The sequence below is a fragment of the Pseudomonas sp. HMSC066A08 genome (genome assembly GCF_001813025.1).
GTDB lineage: Bacteria > Pseudomonadota > Gammaproteobacteria > Pseudomonadales > Pseudomonadaceae > Pseudomonas > Pseudomonas aeruginosa.
Genome location: NZ_KV811299.1, coordinates 1 through 18,534 on the forward strand (window position 1 = coordinate 1; position 18,534 = coordinate 18,534).

Sequence of the window (18,534 nt, forward strand, 5' to 3'; positions counted from 1 at the left end):
CGCCTTGGCCAAGCCCGATACTCTGCGGCCCTGGAGCCGTATCGTCGAGCTTTACAGCAAGGCAGTTAAGCGTGGGCACTGGAAGGCGATGCATAACCTGGCGAATCTTTATCGTACAGGGTGGCCTGGTGGGGTAGAGAAGGATACGCAGAAAGCGTTGGACCTTTACCAGAAGATGATCGATCTGGGAGTGCCCCAAGGCTTCTATGACATGGGGGTAATGATTGGAAATCGTGCTGGGGTTAAGAATCCTGCGACTGATGGGCTTACCTTCTTGGATAAAGCCGCTAGTTTGGGAAATCCGCCGGCATTGACTGAACTTGGAAGGCTTTATATTTATGTAGCTAAGAAGAAAGATTTGGGTTTGGCGTATACCCATTGCGCTGCCAGTCAGGGTTATTCTCCGGCTAACTATGAGCTAGGGGCGTATTATAAGATAGTAGAGCATAACTTCCCCAGAGCGGCGAGCTATTATCTTCTCGCTGCCAGTCAAGGGAATGATGATGCGGCTTTCTTTCTTTCGCGAGTCTTCGGAGACAAAACTCCCCCCGCAAGTGCAATGTGGTACGTCCCCAACGAAGAATTACATAAAGCGTATTATTCAATTTATAAAAAGCTTGAAGCTGATCCTGATTTACGTTTTCCCAACCTGATGAAAGAGCATCCGTTACCGCCCCACCCGACCCAGGGCTACGACGCGGACCGCCCAGACTGGAAGCCGGAGCGGTAAGGACGCGAGGCGTGGGCCAGGCCAGAACGACGTCCAAGGTTTCCAGCGGCAGGCCGGGCGGCAAATGCTACATCTGCACGGCCCGCAAACGCTCCTCGGCCTGGCGGGCGAGCATCCGCAGCAGCGGAGCGAGGGTGTGCGGCGGGGTTTCGTCGGCGCGGGTGATGGCGTAGAGGGTGACCGGGAAGGCCGGGCTCAAGGGGCGGATCGCGGTGCTGTGCGGGTCGGCGCCGAGGGCGGTGAAGGGATCGACCAGCGCCAGGCCGGCCCCAGCCTCTACCAGGGCGCGGGCGAGGGCGTAGGTCTGCACGGCGATCTTCACCTGCGGCGGTGGCTCCACGGCGCTGAGGTAATCCTCCAGGCGGGCGAACAGCGGGTCGGCGGTGGACAGCCCGATCAGCGCTTCGCCGGCCAGTCCGGCCAGGCTCAGTGGCTGCCGGCGTTCCGCTTCGGGCCAGTGTTCGCGCGGCGCCAGGGCCACCAGCACGCCGCTGGCGATGGCTTCGCCGCGCAGGCCGGGGTGTTCCGGCTGCTTCAGGCTCAGGGCCAGGTCCAGTTCGCGCATCAGCAGGCCCTGCACCAGCTCGCGCGAATGCAGGGTGGCCAGTTCGCAGCCGCTCTGCGGATAGCGCGCGCTCCATTCGCCGATCGCTCGCGGCAGCAGCGACAGCGCCAGGGCCGGGGTGGCGCCGATGCGCAGGCTGTGGCCCGGCTGGCGCCGCAGGTTCTGCGCCAGGCGCCGCACGGCCTGGAGGCTATCGCTGAGCTTGGCCACTTCGCGCTCCAGTTCCAGCGCTTCCGGGGTCGCCAGCAGCTTGCCGCGTACCCGCAGGAACAGCGGGAAGCCCAGTTGCTGCTCGGCGTGTTGCAGGACCTTGCTCACCGCCGGCTGGGACACGTGCAGCAACTGTGCGGCGCCGCTGACCGAGCCAGCCTGGCGGATCGCCTGGAACACTTCGATATGGCGGAGCTTCATCGGTGCGAGCCCATAACCTGGATTTATACCCTGGCCATCTTTATTCATTGTCCTACCGCTGTCATCCGCGCCTATCGTCGAAGCCCTGGAAAACACCTGGATAACGATTGTCATGGCTCAGCGGGTTTGCATCATCGGCGCCGGTGTGGTCGGCCTGGCCACGGCCTACGCCCTGGTTCGCGAAGGGTTCGACGTGATCCTGGTGGAAGCGCGCGAGCGGGGCGGGCTGGAAACCAGCTACGCCAATGGCGGGCAGTTGTCCTATCGCTACGTGGCGCCATTGGCCGACAGCGGCGTGCCGGCCCAGGCGCTCGGCTGGCTGCTGCGCAACGATGCGCCGTTGCGTCTGCGGCCGCGCCTCGATCCGGCGCAGTGGCGCTGGCTGCTGGGCTTCCTCGCGGCTTGCCGCGGCTCGCTGAATCGCCGCAATGCCGCGCACCTGCTGCGCCTGGCATTGCTCAGCCAGCGCACCCTGCAGGCCTGGCGCGAGGAGGATGGCCTCGATGGCTTCGACTGGCGGCGCAACGGTAAGCTGGTGGCGTTCCGCCAACCGGCCAGCTTTGCGCGGGCTCGTCAGGGCCTGGCCGATCCCTCGGCGCAATTCGTCCTGTCCGCCGCCGAGTGCCGCGCGCTGGAGCCGGCCCTGTCTGCCGCGCCCTTCGTCGGCGGCATCCACACGCCGGACGAGGAGGTCGCCGACTGCCATGCCTTCTGCGTGCGACTGGCCGAGCGCCTGCAGGCTTCCGGACATTGCCGGCAACTGTATGGCCGCAGGGTGACGAAGATCGTCGAGGGCGGCGCGACGGTGCGTGGCGTCGAGGCCGGCGGCGATCTCATCGAGGCCGATCATGTGGTGCTGGCCGCCGGCTACCGCAGCGCCGAATTGATGCTGCCGGGCCTGCGCCTGCCGCTATACCCGCTCAAGGGCTATAGCCTGACCCTGCCGGTCGGCGCGCAGCACCGCGCGCCGGATACCAGCATCACCGATTACGACCGCAAGATCGTCTACGCGCGGATCGGCGAGCGGCTGCGGATCGCCGCGATGGTCGACATCGTCGGCTTCGACCCCGGCCTCGAGCCCGCGCGCCTGGCACTGCTGCGCCAGCAGGCGCGGGACACGTTCCCGCAGGGCGGCGATTTCGACGCCGCCGTCGAATGGGCCGGCATGCGCCCGGCGACGCCCACCGGGGTACCGCTGGTGGGCAACGGCGGCTACCGCAACCTCTGGCTCAACCTCGGCCACGGCGCGCTCGGCTTCACCCTGGCCTGCGGCAGCGGGCGCCTGCTGGCCGAACAGATCGGCCGCCGCCCGCCGAGCATCGATACCACTGGCCTGCTGCCGCGCGGCGCGCTGGCTGGCTGAACTCCCCTCGACCTGGAGCACTCCCATGGAACCGACCCGTATCGCCACCAACGACCGCCTGTCCGCCGCGGTCTGCTTCGACGCCCTGGTATTTCTTTCCGGCCAGGTGCCGGGCCAGGCCGAGGATATCCACGGCCAGACCCGCGAGGTGCTGGCGAAGATCGACGCGTTGCTGGCAGAGGCCGGATCGAGCAAGGAGCGTATCCTCAGCGCGACCCTCTACCTGAAGGACATCGCCCGCGATTTCGACGCGCTGAACGAGGTCTGGACCCAGTGGTTGCCGACCGGCCAGGCGCCCAGCCGGACCACCGTCCAGGCGGAGCTGGCGCGTCCGTCGGTGCTGGTGGAGATCACCGTGGTGGCGGCCAGGGGCTGACTTCCTTTCCATAGCCATAAGAAAAAAGAGGCAGAACCTCCGATGAAAACCCTTGTATCCAGCGCTCTCGCACTCTCCCTGTCGTTCGCCATCGGCGCCGCGCAGGCCGAGGAACTCAGCGGCACCCTGAAGAAGGTCGCCGACAACGGCACGATAACCCTGGGTTATCGCGATGCCTCGGTGCCCTTCTCCTATCTTGGCGATAACAGCGGCCAGCCCATGGGCTATTCGGTGGAACTGGCCGGCAAGGTGGTGGAGCGGCTGAAGAGCACCCTCGGCAAGCCGGAACTCAAGGTGAAGTACAACCTGGTCACTTCGCAGACCCGTATCCCGCTGGTGCAGAATGGCACCGTCGACCTGGAGTGCGGCTCTACCGGGGTCACCGCCGAGCGGCAGAAACAGGTGGCGTTCTCCTACGGCTTCATCTACGTCAAGGGCCAGTTGCTGACCCGCAAGGACAGCGGCATCGCCCACTTCGACGACCTCAAGGGCAAGAACGTGGTGACCACCGCCGGCACCACCAACGAGCGCTACCTGAAGAACTACAACGCCGAACACAAGCTGGGGATGAACGTGGTCAGCGCCAAGGACCACGGCGAAGCCTTCCAGATGCTGCAATCGGGTCGCGCGGTGGCCTTCTACATGGACGATGCGCTGCTCTACGGCGAACGCGCCAAGGCGCGCCAGCCGCACGACTGGGTGGTGGTCGGCGAGCCGCAATCGCGGGAGATCTACAGCTGCATGGTGCGCAAGGACGACCCGCAGTTCCTTGCCCTGGTCAACGAGACCCTGGCCGGGCTGTATCGCTCGGGCGAGATACAGGGCATCTACCAGCGCTGGTTCCAGCAGCCGATCCCGCCCAAGGGGCTGAACCTGGAGTTCCCCATGACCGCGGAGCTGAAGGCGATCCTCGAGAACCCCACCAGCGATCCGGTGCAGTGAGCGTCTAGCGCTGCAGGCCGAGGTGGCGGATCGACGGCGTCGGCGCGTCCAGGCGCGACCAGACGTCGTCGGCCAGTTCGGCCGGATAGAAGGACGGCAGGCCAGGCAGTTCGTCGCGGGCGATCCAGCCGACCTCGCGGATATCGAACTCGTCGCCGCCCAGGCCCTTCAGGTTGGCCAGGGTCGGCTCGCCACGCCAGGCGTCGATGCGGTAGAACAGCTCCATGTGGAAGCGCCCGGCGGCGGGTTCGGCGAATTCGCGCACGTAGACCAGCGGGCCGACGTCCACCCGCAGGCCGGTCTCCTCGAAAAACTCGCGCCGGACGGTATCCTTCGTCGATTCGTCGCATTCCGACTCGAAGCCGCCGCCGGGCGGAATCCAGTAGATGTCGCCGCCGACCTCGTGGCGGACCAGCAGGATGCGTTGCTCCACCACCAGCAGGCCGGCGGCGCGGATACGGTGTCGCAAGGCCTCGGCCATGCTCGCTCTCCCGGCGCCAGGCGCCGTTGCTTGGATTGATGGTTTCCCCTCTACCGGGGCGGACATGAAAGCCGCTCGGTTTTTTTCCCGGCGCCGAAGTATCATGCGCGGCAGAGCAAAGGACGGGCCCCGCTGTCGACGTTTGCGCCGGGGGCCGAACACATCGCCTCGGGAGCGCATCATGCTAGTTCTGTATCCGGAAATTAAACCCTACGCTCGCCACGAGCTGGCCGTCGACGAACCGCATGTGCTGTATGCCGACGAAAGCGGTTCGCCGGACGGACTGCCGGTCGTCTTCGTCCACGGCGGCCCCGGCTCCGGTTGCGATGCCCTGTCGCGTCGTTTCTTCGATCCCAACCTCTACCGCATCGTCACCTTCGACCAGCGCGGTTGCGGCCGTTCCACGCCCCACGCCAGCCTGGAGAAGAACAGCACCTGGGAGCTGGTGGCGGACATGGAGCGCCTGCGCGAGCACCTGGGTATCGAGAAGTGGGTGTTGTTCGGCGGCTCCTGGGGCTCGACCCTGTCGCTGGCCTACGCGCAGACCCATCCCGAGCGGGTCCATGCGCTGATCCTGCGCGGCATCTTCCTCTGCCGGCCGCAGGACATCCACTGGTTCTACCAGGAAGGCGCCAGCCGCCTGTTCCCCGACTATTGGGAAGACTATGTCGCGCCGATCCCGCCGGAAGAGCGCGGCGACCTGCTGGCGGCCTTCCACAAGCGCCTGACCGGGAGCGACCAGATCGCCCAGATGCACGCCGCCAAGGCCTGGTCGACCTGGGAGGGCCGCACCGCCACGCTGCGCCCCAACCCCATGGTGGTGGACCGCTTCACCGAGCCGGGCAGGGCGCTGTCGATCTCGCGCATCGAGAACCACTTCTTCGTCAACCAGGGCTTCCTCAGGCCCAACCAGTTGCTCGAGGACATGCAGCGCATCGCCCATCTGCCTGGCGTGATCGTGCATGGCCGCTACGACGCCATCTGTCCGCTGGACAATGCCTGGGCCCTGCACCAGGCCTGGCCGAACAGCGAATTGCAGATCATCCGCGACGCCGGGCATACCGCCAGCGAGCCGGGGATAGTCGATGCGCTGGTGCGCGCCACCAACGAGATCGGCCGGCGACTGCTCGACCTGCCGCCGGAGGCCGAATGAAGGCGTTGCTGCAGCGCGTCGGCGCGGCGCGGGTGGAGGTTGGCGGTGAAATCGTCGGCTCCATCGATCGCGGCCTGCTGGTGCTGGTCGGGGTCGAGCCCGAGGATGGCGAGCGTTGCGCGGCGAAGATGCTGCACAAGCTGCTCAACTACAGGGTGTTCGGCGACGACGAGGGCAAGATGAACCGGTCCTTGCTGGACGTGCAGGGCGGCTTGCTGCTGGTCTCGCAATTCACCCTGGCGGCGAACACCCGCAGCGGGCTGCGTCCGAGTTTCTCCAGCGCGGCCCCGCCGGCGCAAGGAGAGGCAGTGTTCGAGCACCTGGTGAAACTGGCGCGGGAGGCCTATCCGCGGGTGGCGACCGGGCGTTTCGGCGCCGACATGCAGGTACACCTGGTCAACGACGGGCCGGTGACCTTCCTGCTGGAGAGTTGATCGGCTTCGAGAGGGTTATCCCCAAGGTGCCTCAGCGACGGAGGGCGGGGCTGGAACGGTGAATTTTTGTGACAGATACATGGCCTTTTGTCACAACCTCGGTGCATCATCCGCACGCCGATTTCATGCTGTACAGGACAGGCCGGCCGGCATCCCGATGCCGGCCGGGGCGTCCTGCAACCCAATGGACGGGAATCATTCCGCCTGGGCAGGGTCGGAACCTCTGGGATCGCTAGCCGACGAGCGGCATGCCCCCTGGTTTTCCCGGCCCGGTGCACGTAACGCGAATGACTGGAAACAGGCATTCTTTTTGTCAGATCGCGCCAAATCTGGCTATCTATCGGGTTTGGCAGCGAATGTGGCGAAACCATGTTCGACCGGCACTCCGGTGCCGTCGGAGACCCCTGAACGGTCAGGGCGTCTTCAGTAATTCATGTTCACGGACGAGGGGGCCTCGTGATTTTCCGTTCCGTTTCAAACACCGATTTCCGCGCCCGCGTGCGCACCCTGCTGCTTGCCGGCTCGACCGCGCTGGCATTCGTCGCCGCCCCGGTATGGGCGTTCAGCATCGACGACGTGGCGAGCAAGGCCAAGGACCTGGCCGGCGACAAGTATTCCGCGCCGACCAGCAACCTGCCATCGGAATTCAGCGAAATGAAATTCGCCGATTACCAGCAGATCCGTTTCATCAACGAGCGCGCCTACTGGGGCAAGCTGAAGACGCCGTTCAAGCTGAGCTTCTATCACCAGGGCATGCACTTCGACACGCCGGTGAAGATCAACGAGGTGACTGCGACCACGGTCAAGCCGATCAAGTACGATCGCACCAAGTTCGATTTCGGCTCCCTGAAGTTCGACGAGAATGCCACCAAGGATCTCGGCTATGCCGGTTTCCGCGTGCTCTATCCGATCAACAAGGCCGACAAGCAGGACGAGATCGCCACCTTCCTCGGCGCGAGCTACTTCCGCGTGGTCGGCAAGGGCCAGGTCTACGGTCTGTCGGCGCGCGGCTTGGCCATCGATACCGCGCTGCCTTCGGGCGAAGAGTTCCCGCGCTTCCGCGAATTCTGGATCGAGCGGCCGAAGGCGCAGGACAAGCAACTGGTGATCTACGCCCTGCTCGACTCGCCGCGTGCCACCGGCGCCTACCGCTTCGTGCTGCGTCCGGGCAAGGAGGCGGTGATGGATGTCCAGGCCCGCGTGTTCCTCCGCGACAAGGTCAGCAAACTGGGTCTGGCGCCGCTGACCAGCATGTACCTGTTCGGCTCCAACCAGCCGTCCGAGCAGCACAACTTCCGGCCCGAGCTGCATGACTCGAGCGGCCTGCAGATCCATGCCGGCAACGGCGAGTGGCTGTGGCGCCCGCTGAACAACCCGAAGCACCTGTCGGTGAGCACCTTCAGCGTGGAGAACCCGAAAGGCTTCGGCCTGCTCCAGCGCGGCCGCGAGTTCTCCCGCTACGAAGACCTGGACGACCGCTACGACCTGCGTCCGAGCGCCTGGATCGAGCCGAAGGGCGATTGGGGCAAGGGCACCGTGGAACTGGTGGAAATCCCGACCCCGGACGAAACCAACGACAATATCGTCGCGTTCTGGAACCCCGAGACCCAGCCCGAGGTCGGAAAGCCGCTGGACTTCGCCTACCGCCTGCACTGGACCATGGATGAAGACGAGCTGCACGACCCGAAATCCTCCTGGGTCAAGCAGACCATGCGCTCGGTCGGCGACGTGAAGCAGAAGAACCTGATCCGCCAGCAGGACGGCAGCACCGCCCTGGTCGTCGACTTCGAAGGGCCGGCCCTGAAGGACCTGGCGCCGGACGCGCCGGTGACCACCCAGGTCAGCACCGACAGCAACGCCGAGGTGGTGGAGAACAGCCTGCGTTACAACCCGGTCCTGAAAGGCTGGCGCCTGACGCTGCGGATCAAGGTCAAGGATCCGAAGAAGCCGGTGGAAATGCGCGCGGCGCTGGTCGACGAGGCGCAGAAGCCATTGAGCGAAACCTGGAGCTATCAGCTGCCTGCCGATGAATAACCCATCCACTACGAAAGCACCGCTGGCCGACTACCTCGCTCATCTTCCCCTGGCGGAAGAGGAGCGGGAGCGGCTTGGCGAATCCGCTTCCTTCTCCGAGCTGCACGCTCGCCTGGCGGGAGCGGAAGGCGCCGCTGCCGATGCCGGCGGCGATCCCGCCCTGGCCTCGGTACGCGCCCGCCTGCAGCTGGGCACCCCTGAGCTGGACGACGCCGAGATGTTCGGCGTCGACGCCCAGGGTCGCACCTTCCTCAAGATTTCCCCGCCGATCCGCCGTACCAAGGTGATTCCCGAGCCCTGGCGCACCAACATCCTGGTGCGTGGCTGGCGTCGGCTGACCGGACGCAGCAACCCGCCCAAGCCCAAGCGCGCCCTGCCGCGGGCCCGCTGGCAGCGGGTCGGCTCGCTGCGCCGGTTCATCCTGCTGTTGCTGATGCTGGCGCAAACCTCGGTCGCCACCTACTACATGAAAGGCATCCTGCCCTACCAGGGCTGGGCCTTCGTCGACCTGGAGGAACTGGCCCAGCAGAGCCTGCTGGATACCGTCCAGCAGGTGCTGCCCTATGTCATCCAGTTCGGCATCCTGGCGCTCTTCGCGATCCTCTTCTGCTGGGTCTCGGCCGGCTTCTGGACCGCGCTGATGGGCTTCTGGGAGCTGCTCACCGGGCGCGACCGCTACCGGATATCCGGCAGCAGCGCCGGCAGCGAGCCGATCGCCGCCGATGCCCGCACGGCGATCGTCATGCCGATCTGCAACGAAGACGTGCCGCGGGTATTCGCCGGCCTGCGGGCGACCGTCGAGTCGATGGCCGCCACCGGCGAGATGGAGCGCTTCGACTTCTTCGTCCTGAGCGACACCAACGACCCGGATATCGCCGTCGCCGAGCAGCAGGCCTGGCTCGAGCTGTGCCGCGAGACCAAGGGCTTCGGCAAGATCTTCTACCGTCGTCGCCGGCGCCGGGTGAAGCGCAAGAGCGGCAACATCGACGACTTCTGCCGGCGCTGGGGCGGCGACTACCGCTACATGGTGGTGATGGACGCCGACAGCGTGATGAGCGGCGACTGCCTGGCCAAGCTGGTGCGCCTGATGGAGGCCAATCCTGAGGCGGGGATCATCCAGACTGCGCCGAAGGCGTCCGGCATGGACACCCTGTATGCGCGCATGCAGCAGTTCGCCACCCGCGTCTACGGCCCGCTGTTCACCGCCGGCCTGCACTTCTGGCAACTCGGCGAGTCGCACTACTGGGGCCACAACGCGATCATCCGCATGCAGCCCTTCATCGACCACTGTGCCCTGGCGCCGTTGCCGGGCAAGGGCTCGTTCGCCGGCGCGATCCTGTCCCACGACTTCGTCGAGGCTGCGCTGATGCGCCGTGCCGGCTGGGGCGTGTGGATCGCCTATGACCTCGACGGCAGCTACGAAGAACTGCCGCCGAACCTGCTCGACGAACTCAAGCGCGACCGCCGCTGGTGCCACGGCAACCTGATGAACTTCCGCCTGTTCCTGGTCAAGGGCATGCACCCGGTGCACCGCGCGGTATTCCTCACCGGGGTCATGTCCTACCTGTCGGCGCCGTTGTGGTTTTTCTTCCTGGTGCTTTCCACCGCGCTGCTGGCGGTGCACCAACTGATGGAGCCGCAGTACTTCCTGGAACCGCGGCAGCTGTTCCCGATCTGGCCGCAGTGGCATCCGGAGAAGGCCATCGCGTTGTTCTCCACCACCCTGACCCTGTTGTTCCTGCCCAAGCTGCTCAGCGTAATGCTGATCTGGGCCAAGGGCGCCAAGGGTTTCGGCGGGGTGATCCGGGTGACCCTGAGCATGCTCCTGGAGATGTTCTTCTCGGTGCTGCTGGCGCCGGTGCGCATGCTCTTCCACACCCGCTTCGTGCTGGCCGCCTTCCTCGGCTGGTCGGTGCAGTGGAACTCGCCGCAGCGCGACGACGACGCCACGCCCTGGAGCGAGGCGATCCGCCGGCACGGCATGCAGACCCTGCTGGGTATCGCCTGGACCCTGCTGGTGGCCTGGCTCAACCCGCGCTTCCTGTGGTGGCTGTCGCCGATCGTCGGTTCGCTGATCCTGTCGATCCCGGTATCGGTGATCTCCAGCCGGGTGAAGCTGGGCCTGCGCGCCCGCGATGAAAAGCTGTTCCTGATCCCGGAGGAGTACGACACGCCGCGCGAGCTGCGCGCCACCGACGAGTACACCTACGAGAACCGCTGGCATGCGCTCAAGGATGGCTTCCTCAAGGCCGCCGTCGATCCGTTGCTCAACGCCCTGGCCTGCGCCATGGGCACGGCTCGCCACAACCGAGCGCAAGCCATCGAGACGGTGCGCGGCGAGCGTATCGGCAAGGCCATCGAGAAGGGCCCGGAACAGCTCGACGGCGCCACGCGCCTGGCCCTGTTGAGTGACCCGGTAGCACTTTCGCGCCTGCATACGCGGGTCTGGGAAGAGGACCGCGACGACTGGCTCGGCCGCTGGCGCAAGGCCGAGGCGGACGACCCCCACGCCGCCAGCGTACCGCTGGCCCAGGTAGTGCCCGGCGACGCCGGCCTGCTGCCCGCCGCCCAGTCCTGATCCCACGCCCCCGGCGGAACGCCGCCGGGGGCGTGGTCTGTTTCTTGCCTGTTTTCCCCGTGCGGCGCTGCTGTTACCCTGCGCCGGCAATCCAGAAAGTCTCGTATCGTTCGCCAGCTGAGGTACTATCGGCCGCCTTTTGCGCAGCCGGTCATGGCCTGCTGCCCGCCCGGGACGGCGACACGACGAGAGCATCCGTTCGACGACTGTGTTTCTAAGACTGCTGGGGATTGGGGAATGAAAAAGTATCTTGCTTCATTGGTTCTGGGCGTCTGCGCCCTGGTGGGCGTGGCTTCGGTCCAGGCGGCCGGCGCGGTGGAGGACGCGGTCAAGCGCGGCACCCTGCGGGTCGGCATGGACCCGACCTACATGCCGTTCGAGATGACCAACAAGCGTGGCCAGATCATCGGCTTCGAAGTCGACCTGCTCAAGGCCATGGCCAAGTCGATGGGCGTCAAGCTGGAGCTGGTCTCCACCAGCTACGACGGCATCATCCCGGCGCTGCTGACCGACAAGTTCGACATGATCGGCTCGGGCATGACCCTGACCCAGGAACGCAACCTGCGCCTGAACTTCTCCGAGCCCTTCATCGTGGTCGGCCAGACCCTGCTGGTGCGCAAGGAGCTGGAAGGCAAGATCAAGTCCTACAAGGACCTGAACGATCCGCAGTACAGCATCACCTCGAAGATCGGCACCACCGGTGAGATCGTTGCCCGCAAGCTGATCAGCAAGGCCAAGTACCACGGCTTCGACAACGAGCCTGAAGCGGTGATGGACGTGGTCAACGGCAAGGCCGACGCCTTCATCTACGACTCGCCCTACAACGTGGTGGCGGTGAGCAAGTTCGGCGCCGGCAAGCTGGTCTACCTCGACCAGCCGTTCACCTACGAGCCGCTGGCGTTCGGCCTGAAGAAAGGCGACTACGACAGCATCAACTTCATCAACAACTTCCTCCATCAGATCCGCGAAGACGGCACCTATCAGCGCATCCACGACAAGTGGTTCAAGAACACCGAGTGGCTGAAGGAAATGGAATGAACCGCTGACGGCCCCCGCGAAGGGGGCCGTCGTGCCTGCGCATTCCATCGTTCGAGAGAGTTTCCGTGACCAAGAAGAAACGTTCCGTCTGGCCCTGGCACCTGCTGACCGGGCTGATCCTGCTGGTCCTGGCCTGGGCGCTGTGGTTCTCCACCTCGCTGATTTCCTATGAATGGCGCTGGAACCGCGTTCCGCAGTACTTCGCCTACCAGGCCGAGGAGCCGTTGCGGGCCAATGAGATCGGCCGGGTCGAGGCTATCGAGGAACAGGGCAGGGACGCGCGCGTCACGCTGCTCGGCGAGAGCGGCGAGAAGCAGGTCGTGACCGTCGCCCAGGACAGCCTGCAATTCTCCGAAGGCGACGACGTGGCCGAGGGCGACGCGGTCGGGGTGACCCGCCACTGGGCCGCCGGCCCACTGCTCTGGGGCCTGTGGACCACGCTGTGGCTATCGCTGGTGTCCGGTGCCATCGGTCTGGCTATCGGCCTGGTCGCCGGCCTCTGCCGGCTGTCGAAGAACCCGACCCTGCACGACCTGTCGACGATCTACGTCGAGTTGGTGCGCGGCACGCCGTTGCTGGTGCAGATCTTCATCTTCTACTTCTTCATCGGCACCGTGCTCAACCTGTCCCGCGAGTTCGCCGGGGTCGCGGCGCTGGCGCTGTTCACCGGCGCCTACGTGGCCGAGATCATCCGCGCCGGCGTGCAGTCCATCGCCCGCGGGCAGAACGAGGCCGCCCGCTCCCTGGGCCTGAACGCCGGCCAGTCGATGCGCTACGTGATCCTGCCGCAGGCCTTCAAGCGCGTGCTGCCGCCGCTGGCCGGGCAGTTCATCAGCCTGGTCAAGGACACCTCGCTGGTCTCGGTGATCGCCATCACCGAACTGACCAAGAGCGGCCGCGAGGCGATCACCACCTCGTTCTCCACCTTCGAGATCTGGTTCTGCGTCGCCGCGTTGTACCTGTTGTTGAACCTGCCCCTTTCGCACATGGCATCCCGACTGGAGCGGAGGCTCGGACAAAGTGATTGAAGTACGCAACCTGCTGAAGGTCTTCGATACCCGCGGCCAGGTAGTGCGCGCGGTGGACGACGTGAGTACCCACGTGGCCAGGGGCGAGGTACTGGTGGTGATCGGTCCGTCCGGTTCCGGCAAGTCGACCTTCCTGCGCTGCCTGAACGGCCTGGAGGAGTTCGACGAAGGCTCGGTGAGCATCGACGGCGTCGACCTGGCCGACCCGAGGACCGACATCAATGCCTACCGCCGCGAAGTCGGTATGGTGTTCCAGCATTTCAACCTGTTCCCGCACATGACCGTGCTCGACAACCTCTGCCTGGCCCAACGCGTGGTGCGCAAGCGCGGCAAGGCCGAGCGCGAGGCCAAGGCGCGGGCGCTGCTGGCCAAGGTCGGCATCGGGCAGAAGGCCGACGAATATCCCTCGCGCCTGTCCGGCGGCCAGCAGCAGCGCGTGGCGATCGCTCGCGCGTTGTGCATGGACCCCAAGGTGATGCTGTTCGACGAACCGACCTCGGCGCTCGATCCGGAGATGGTCGGCGAAGTCCTCGACGTCATGAAGACCCTGGCCGTGGAAGGCATGACCATGGTCTGCGTGACCCACGAGATGGGCTTTGCCCGCGAAGTGGCCGACCGCGTGCTGTTCTTCGACCACGGCAAGCTGCTGGAGGACGCGCCGCCGGCGCAGTTCTTCGACAATCCGCAGGACCCGCGGGCCCAGGCCTTCCTCCGCCAGGTCCTCTAGTACCGCGCTAGGCGAACGGCTTGCCCGGCGGCGGCAGGAGCGACGTCGGGCCCTGCCGCGCGGCCGGCTGGATATCGTTGTCCTCCAGCCAGTCCAGCGCCCATTCGCGCAGGCGCTCGTTCTGGTAGCGGTACCAGTCCTGCAACAGTTCCGGGTACTCCATCAGGGAGTGCTTGAAGGCCTTGAACGGCTTGCGGCCCTGCAGCGCGTTGGCGAGCGTCGCATAGGCGTGCGGCTCTTCCACCTCGCGGAGGAAATCCTGCATCAGTCCCAGCGACTGGGTGGTGCTCAGCGGGTCGATCAGCAGCAGGCGTTCCGGCTCGTTTTCCAGCAATGCGTCCAGTTCGGGATCGGGCGCCTCGGCGGAGATCAGCAGCACCTTGCCGCTGTACAGGTCGAGGTAGTGGTCGATTCCCGGGGTATCCAGGGCGAAGGCCAGTTCGTCGATATCGATGGTCATCGGGCGCATGGCGTCATCTCCCAAAAGGCGAAAGCCTGATCCTACGCAAAGGTGCCCCTCCTGTCCGCTTTCGATGGACGGGAGGAGCTGCCGATGCAAGGAGGATCCTCTCGGGATGTTACAGGCGGAAGCGTCCCACCTGCGCCTGCAACTGCGTGCCCAGGCGCGCCAGTTCGCCGCTGGAGGCGGCGGTCTGCTCGCTGGCGGCGGCCGACTGTTCGGCGACATCGCGCACGCTGAGGACGCTGCGGTTGATCTCCTCGGCCACCGTGCTCTGTTGCTCCGCGGCAGTGGCGATCTGCAGGTTCATGTTCTGGATGTCGGAGACGGTGCGGGTGATGCTGTCCAGCGCGGCGCCGGCGCGGCGCGCCAGTTCCACCGTGCTGGCGGTCAGCGAGCGGCTGTTCTCCAGGCGTTCGGCGGCTTCGCCGGCGCCCTGCTGGAGACGCTGGATCAGGCCCTCGATCTCGGCGGTGGACTGCTGGGTGCGCTGGGCCAGGCCGCGGACCTCGTCGGCGACCACCGCGAAGCCGCGTCCGGCGTCGCCGGCGCGTGCCGCTTCGATGGCTGCGTTGAGCGCCAGCAGGTTGGTTTGCTCGGCCACCGACTTGATCACGTCGAGGACGCTGCCGATCTGCTCGCTGTCGTTCTTCAGGCGCGCCATGGCTTCGCTGGAAACGTCCATCTCGCTAGCCAGGCGCTCGATGCGGGTCACCGCCTGGTCGACCACCGCGTCGCCCTGGCGCGCCTCTTCGTCGGCCTGGCGAGCGGCCTGGGAAGCCAGTTCGGCGTTGCGCGCGACGTCCTGCACGGTGGCGGCCATCTCGTGCATGGCGGTGGCGACCTGGTCGGTCTCCACTTTCTGGCTGTTGACCCCGGCGCGGGTCTGCTCGGTGACCGCCGAGAGTTCCTCGGCGGAGCTGGCCAACTGGCTGACGCCGTCGCCGATCCGCCCGACCAGCTCGCGCAGGCTGTCGCCCATGCGCTGCATGACTCGCTGCAACTGGCCCAGTTCGTCGCGGCGCTGGAGGGTCAGGGGATTCTGCGGACGCTTGCCAAGGTCGCCGGCGGCGATGGCCTCGGCCTGCGCGAGGGCTTCGTCCAGCGGCCGGACGATCTGCCGGTTGATCGCCCAGCCGGCGACGCAGCCGAAGGCCAGGGCCAGCGCGGCGATCAGCCAGAGGCTGGCGCGGTCGCGGCTGGCGGTGCTCTCGCGCAATTGGCGACCGGCTTCGGTGAGGGTCTGGCCGGCCCGGGCCATATCCTGGGTGCTGCTCTGCATCGCTTGCTGCGCCTGGCGCGTGCGGCCGACGCCGGTACGGAACTGCTCGATCCCGCCACGATAGCCCTGGAGGCTGCGCATGGCCTGTTCCAGCGCCGCATCGGCCTCGCCGGGCAATTGGCCACGCAGCGTCGTGCCGGCCTGACGGAGGGCGTCGAACGCGGCGAACGCGGCCTGCTCGGCCTTTTTGCTGCGCTCGAAGACGTAGCCGCGCACCTGGTAACGCACCATGAGCAACTGTTGGTGCAGGTCGGCCACCGCACGGCTGCGTTGCAACGCCTGCGGGTCGCCGGCCTGCTGCGCAAGGCTGGCGTCCATCAGTTCCTCGAGGCGAGCGAAGCTGTCCAGCGCCTGCTGTGCAGTGCCCACCAGCACACCACGGGCGGTGCTGCGTTGCTGATCGGCTGCGGCGAGGTCGTCGAAGGCCTTGCGGTAGGCTTCGATGGCTTCGGCCTGGTGGGCCAGGGCGGCCGGGTCGAGCTCGCTGTCGCGCAGCGCCTGCAGGCGCTGGAGCATGCCGGACAGGGTCTGGCGGACCTGCTCGGCCTGGCGCGGGTCGCTGCCGGCTTCGAATGCCAGGCGGCCTTGTTCGGCTTGCTGGGCCTGCTCCATCAGGCTGGCGACTTCGGCGAGCTGCTCGCTGAGGGCTGTCTGGTGCGTGAGGGTGCGGTTGCTGCTGATCACTACCAGCAGAAGCAGCGCGAGGAGGACACCGAAACCGACCATCAGCTTGCGGCTGACGCTCAGCTTGGCCAGTTGGAGAACCCACCAATCGTACATCGTCATTACTCCAGGCAGTGCGACACCCTGGGTTGGCAGTCCCATGGCGTGGCGGAACAGGTAATGGCTCAGCGTCGTCGCGCCCGGCGTGCGGGCGCGGAGGGCCGGTACGTGGCCGGCGGGCGAGGTCTTATGGTTGTCGTGCGGAGCCCTGCGCGACAGAGGATGTCGGCCGGGCGGGGAAAACCTTCAGTCTTTTACCGGAGTTTTTCAGAACAACCGCGCAAGCAGGGCGCTGACCGCGGTTTCCACGCGCAGGATGCGTTCGCCGAGCTGCACCGGATGCAGTCCGGCTTCGCGCAGCTTGTCGACCTCGTAGGGAATCCAACCGCCTTCCGGGCCGATCGCCAGGGTCACCGGCTTCTCCACCGCGCGCGGACAGGCCGGCCAGGGGCCGGGATGGCCGACCAGGCCTAGGCTGCCGGCGGCCAGGGCCGGCAGGCGGTCTTCGACGAAGGGTTTGAAACGCTTCTCGACGATGATTTCCGGCAGCACCGTATCGCGGGCCTGCTCCAGGCCGAGGACCAGGTTCTCGCGGATCGCCGCCGGGTCGAGGAACGGGGTCTGCCAGAAGCTCTTTTCCACGCGGTAGCTGTTCAGCAGCACCAGCTTCGGTACGCCCATCGCGGCGATGGTCTGCAACACCCGGCGGAGCATCTTCGGTCGCGGCAAGGCCAGCAGCAGGGTGATCGGCAGCTTGGCCGGCGGCGGCTGGTCGAAGCGTACCTCCAGGGTCGCCTCGCTGGCGTCGAGCTTCAGCAGGCGGCCTTCGCCCATCCAGCCGCCGAGGCGGCCGACCCGCAGGGTGTCGCCGTTCTCGGCGCGGTGTACTTCGTGCAGGTGCCTGAGGCGGCGATCGTGCAGGACCGCACGATCCGCCGACACGAAGTCGGCGTCGTCGAGGAGCAGCAGGTTCACGGGCGGGTGGCCGGAGGCTGGTCGCCGTCGCTGGCCGGTTGGTCGTCCGGATGCTCGCCGCGCTTGCGTACCAGGCGGCCGAACAGCAGGCCGATTTCGAACAGCAGCCACATCGGCACCGCGAGCATGGTCTGGGAGAAGATGTCCGGCGGGGTCAGGACCATGCCGACCACGAAGCAGCCGATGATCACGTACGGGCGGATCTTCTTCAGGTACTCGACGTCGACCACCCCGATCCAGATCAGCAGCACCGTGGCCACCGGGATCTCGAAGGCGACGCCGAAGGCGAAGAACAGGGTCAGGACGAAGTCCAGGTAGCTGTTGATGTCCGTCATCATCGCCACGCCCTCGGGCGTCACGCTGGCGAAGAAATGGAAGATCATCGGGAACACCAGGAAATAGGCGAAGGCCATCCCGGCGTAGAACAGGATGATGCTGGACACCAGCAGCGGCAGCGCCACGCGCTTCTCGTGCTTGTACAGGCCGGGCGCGATGAAGCCCCAGACCTGCGCGAGGATCACCGGCATGGCGAGGAACAGCGCCACCACCATGGTCAGCTTGAACGGCGCGAGGAACGGCGAGGCGACGTCGGTGGCGATCATGCTGGTGCCTTCCGGAAGGAAGCGGCGCAACGGCTCGGAGACCAGGGTGTAGATCTTCTGCGAGAAGTAGAACAGGCCGGCGAAGATCAGGAAGATCGCCGCCACGCTGCGCAGCAGGCGCGTACGCAGTTCGGTCAGGTGCGAGACCAGGGGCATTTCCTGGTCGTGCTCGGGCTGCTCGGGTTTATCGGCGCTCATGGATTACGCGGCGTCTCGGACGGTGGCGAAGGGGGAGTGGAGGCAGCGACTGCCGGCGGTGCCGCGGCGTCCGCGGGCGGAACCGCAGGCGTGCTGGTCGGCGGCGGCGTGGGTACGCTCGGTGCCGGGTTCTCGGCCGCCGGCGGCGGGGTCTCCTGCGGGGGAGTCTGGCCGGTCAGCGGGGCCAGCAGCTTCTGCGCTTCGCGCTCCATCGAGAGGATGTGCTCGTTGTGCAGTTGCCGGCGGATCTCGTCCGCGCCGATTTCCCGTTCCACTTCCTGCTTGATGGTATTGAAACTGCGCTTCAGGCGGCCGATCCACAGGCCGGCGGTACGCGCGGCGCCCGGCAGGCGCTCGGGGCCGAGCACCAGCAGGGCGACCAGCCCGACCAGCAACAGTTCGCTGAAGCTGATTCCGAACATCGATGGCTACCC

Annotated in this window: 18 protein-coding genes; 11 read left to right on the top strand and 7 right to left on the bottom strand. The window is 66.2% G+C overall.

Translation table 11 applies throughout. The features are described 5' to 3' along the window. Nucleotides 1–730, top strand: a 730-nt coding sequence (locus HMPREF2886_RS33295) for a tetratricopeptide repeat protein (protein ID WP_139148405.1), incomplete at its 5' end; no start/stop codon positions are given. A 67-nt stretch (nt 731–797) separates the two neighbouring features. Here HMPREF2886_RS33295 and HMPREF2886_RS13855 read toward each other — a convergent pair. Further along, nucleotides 798–1,754 (bottom strand): LysR family transcriptional regulator, encoded by a 957-nt coding sequence (locus HMPREF2886_RS13855; protein ID WP_003095930.1) that lies wholly within the window; start codon nt 1,752–1,754, stop codon nt 798–800. Between the two features lie 64 nt (nt 1,755–1,818). Between HMPREF2886_RS13855 and HMPREF2886_RS13860 the strand changes: the two genes are divergently transcribed. The 3 genes from HMPREF2886_RS13860 to HMPREF2886_RS13870 are packed head-to-tail and all read left to right on the top strand — an operon-like array spanning nt 1,819 to nt 4,387. Beyond that, entirely contained in the window at nt 1,819–3,069 is a 1,251-nt protein-coding gene (locus HMPREF2886_RS13860) for a D-amino acid dehydrogenase (protein WP_070747646.1), read from the top strand. A 25-nt stretch (nt 3,070–3,094) separates the two neighbouring features. Next, nucleotides 3,095–3,445, top strand: coding sequence for a RidA family protein (locus tag HMPREF2886_RS13865; RefSeq protein ID WP_042169528.1), 351 nt, complete (start codon nt 3,095–3,097; stop codon nt 3,443–3,445). A gap of 42 nt (nt 3,446–3,487) precedes the next feature. Next, on the top strand, nt 3,488–4,387 hold the full coding sequence (locus HMPREF2886_RS13870; RefSeq protein ID WP_070747649.1) for a transporter substrate-binding domain-containing protein: 900 nt from the start codon (nt 3,488–3,490) through the stop codon (nt 4,385–4,387). Nucleotides 4,388–4,391: 4 nt separating this feature from the next. On the opposite strand, the gene HMPREF2886_RS13875 is transcribed toward HMPREF2886_RS13870, so the two are convergent. After that, nucleotides 4,392–4,868 (bottom strand): NUDIX domain-containing protein, encoded by a 477-nt coding sequence (locus HMPREF2886_RS13875; RefSeq protein WP_003095920.1) that lies wholly within the window; start codon nt 4,866–4,868, stop codon nt 4,392–4,394. A 181-nt stretch (nt 4,869–5,049) separates the two neighbouring features. Between HMPREF2886_RS13875 and pip the strand changes: the two genes are divergently transcribed. From pip to HMPREF2886_RS13910, 7 genes are all read left to right on the top strand, one after another. Continuing rightward, the gene (pip, locus tag HMPREF2886_RS13880; protein ID WP_057388287.1) at nt 5,050–6,021 is read left to right on the top strand and encodes a prolyl aminopeptidase; all 972 of its coding nucleotides are present in this window, start codon (nt 5,050–5,052) and stop codon (nt 6,019–6,021) included. Continuing rightward, nucleotides 6,018–6,455 carry a D-aminoacyl-tRNA deacylase gene (dtd, locus tag HMPREF2886_RS13885; protein WP_033977048.1) on the top strand — a complete coding sequence of 146 codons (438 nt, stop codon included), beginning with the start codon at nt 6,018–6,020 and terminating at the stop codon, nt 6,453–6,455. Before pip ends, dtd begins: the two co-directional genes overlap by 4 nt. Nucleotides 6,456–6,911: 456 nt before the next feature. Further along, nucleotides 6,912–8,489 carry a glucan biosynthesis protein G gene (locus HMPREF2886_RS13890; protein WP_070747652.1) on the top strand — a complete coding sequence of 526 codons (1,578 nt, stop codon included), beginning with the start codon at nt 6,912–6,914 and terminating at the stop codon, nt 8,487–8,489. After that, nucleotides 8,482–11,067, top strand: a complete 2,586-nt coding sequence (mdoH, locus tag HMPREF2886_RS13895) for a glucans biosynthesis glucosyltransferase MdoH (RefSeq protein WP_003135824.1) — start codon at nt 8,482–8,484, stop codon at nt 11,065–11,067. The genes HMPREF2886_RS13890 and mdoH overlap by 8 nt, the downstream gene beginning before the upstream one ends. A gap of 237 nt (nt 11,068–11,304) precedes the next feature. After that, nucleotides 11,305–12,105, top strand: a complete 801-nt coding sequence (locus tag HMPREF2886_RS13900) for a transporter substrate-binding domain-containing protein (RefSeq protein WP_003095910.1) — start codon at nt 11,305–11,307, stop codon at nt 12,103–12,105. 65 nt (nt 12,106–12,170) lie between these two features. Next, the gene (locus HMPREF2886_RS13905; RefSeq protein WP_003103450.1) at nt 12,171–13,133 is read left to right on the top strand and encodes an amino acid ABC transporter permease; all 963 of its coding nucleotides are present in this window, start codon (nt 12,171–12,173) and stop codon (nt 13,131–13,133) included. After that, nucleotides 13,126–13,860, top strand: coding sequence for an amino acid ABC transporter ATP-binding protein (locus HMPREF2886_RS13910; RefSeq protein WP_033967746.1), 735 nt, complete (start codon nt 13,126–13,128; stop codon nt 13,858–13,860). The genes HMPREF2886_RS13905 and HMPREF2886_RS13910 overlap by 8 nt, the downstream gene beginning before the upstream one ends. 7 nt (nt 13,861–13,867) lie before the next feature. On the opposite strand, the gene HMPREF2886_RS13915 is transcribed toward HMPREF2886_RS13910, so the two are convergent. From HMPREF2886_RS13915 to tatB, 5 genes are all read right to left on the bottom strand, one after another. Further along, a complete protein-coding gene (locus tag HMPREF2886_RS13915) occupies nt 13,868–14,329 on the bottom strand; it encodes a UPF0158 family protein (RefSeq protein WP_033967748.1) in 462 nt (153 codons plus the stop codon). Between the two features lie 109 nt (nt 14,330–14,438). Then, the gene (locus HMPREF2886_RS13920; protein WP_070747655.1) at nt 14,439–16,382 is read right to left on the bottom strand and encodes a methyl-accepting chemotaxis protein McpK; all 1,944 of its coding nucleotides are present in this window, start codon (nt 16,380–16,382) and stop codon (nt 14,439–14,441) included. Between the two features lie 210 nt (nt 16,383–16,592). Then, nucleotides 16,593–17,300, bottom strand: coding sequence for a 16S rRNA (uracil(1498)-N(3))-methyltransferase (locus HMPREF2886_RS13925; protein WP_033967750.1), 708 nt, complete (start codon nt 17,298–17,300; stop codon nt 16,593–16,595). Continuing rightward, nucleotides 17,297–18,100 (bottom strand): twin-arginine translocase subunit TatC, encoded by an 804-nt coding sequence (tatC, locus tag HMPREF2886_RS13930; RefSeq protein ID WP_033967751.1) that lies wholly within the window; start codon nt 18,098–18,100, stop codon nt 17,297–17,299. Before tatC ends, HMPREF2886_RS13925 begins: the two co-directional genes overlap by 4 nt. Beyond that, nucleotides 18,097–18,522 carry a Sec-independent protein translocase protein TatB gene (tatB, locus tag HMPREF2886_RS13935; RefSeq protein WP_033967752.1) on the bottom strand — a complete coding sequence of 142 codons (426 nt, stop codon included), beginning with the start codon at nt 18,520–18,522 and terminating at the stop codon, nt 18,097–18,099. The genes tatC and tatB overlap by 4 nt, the downstream gene beginning before the upstream one ends. Nucleotides 18,523–18,534 lie beyond the last annotated feature (12 nt).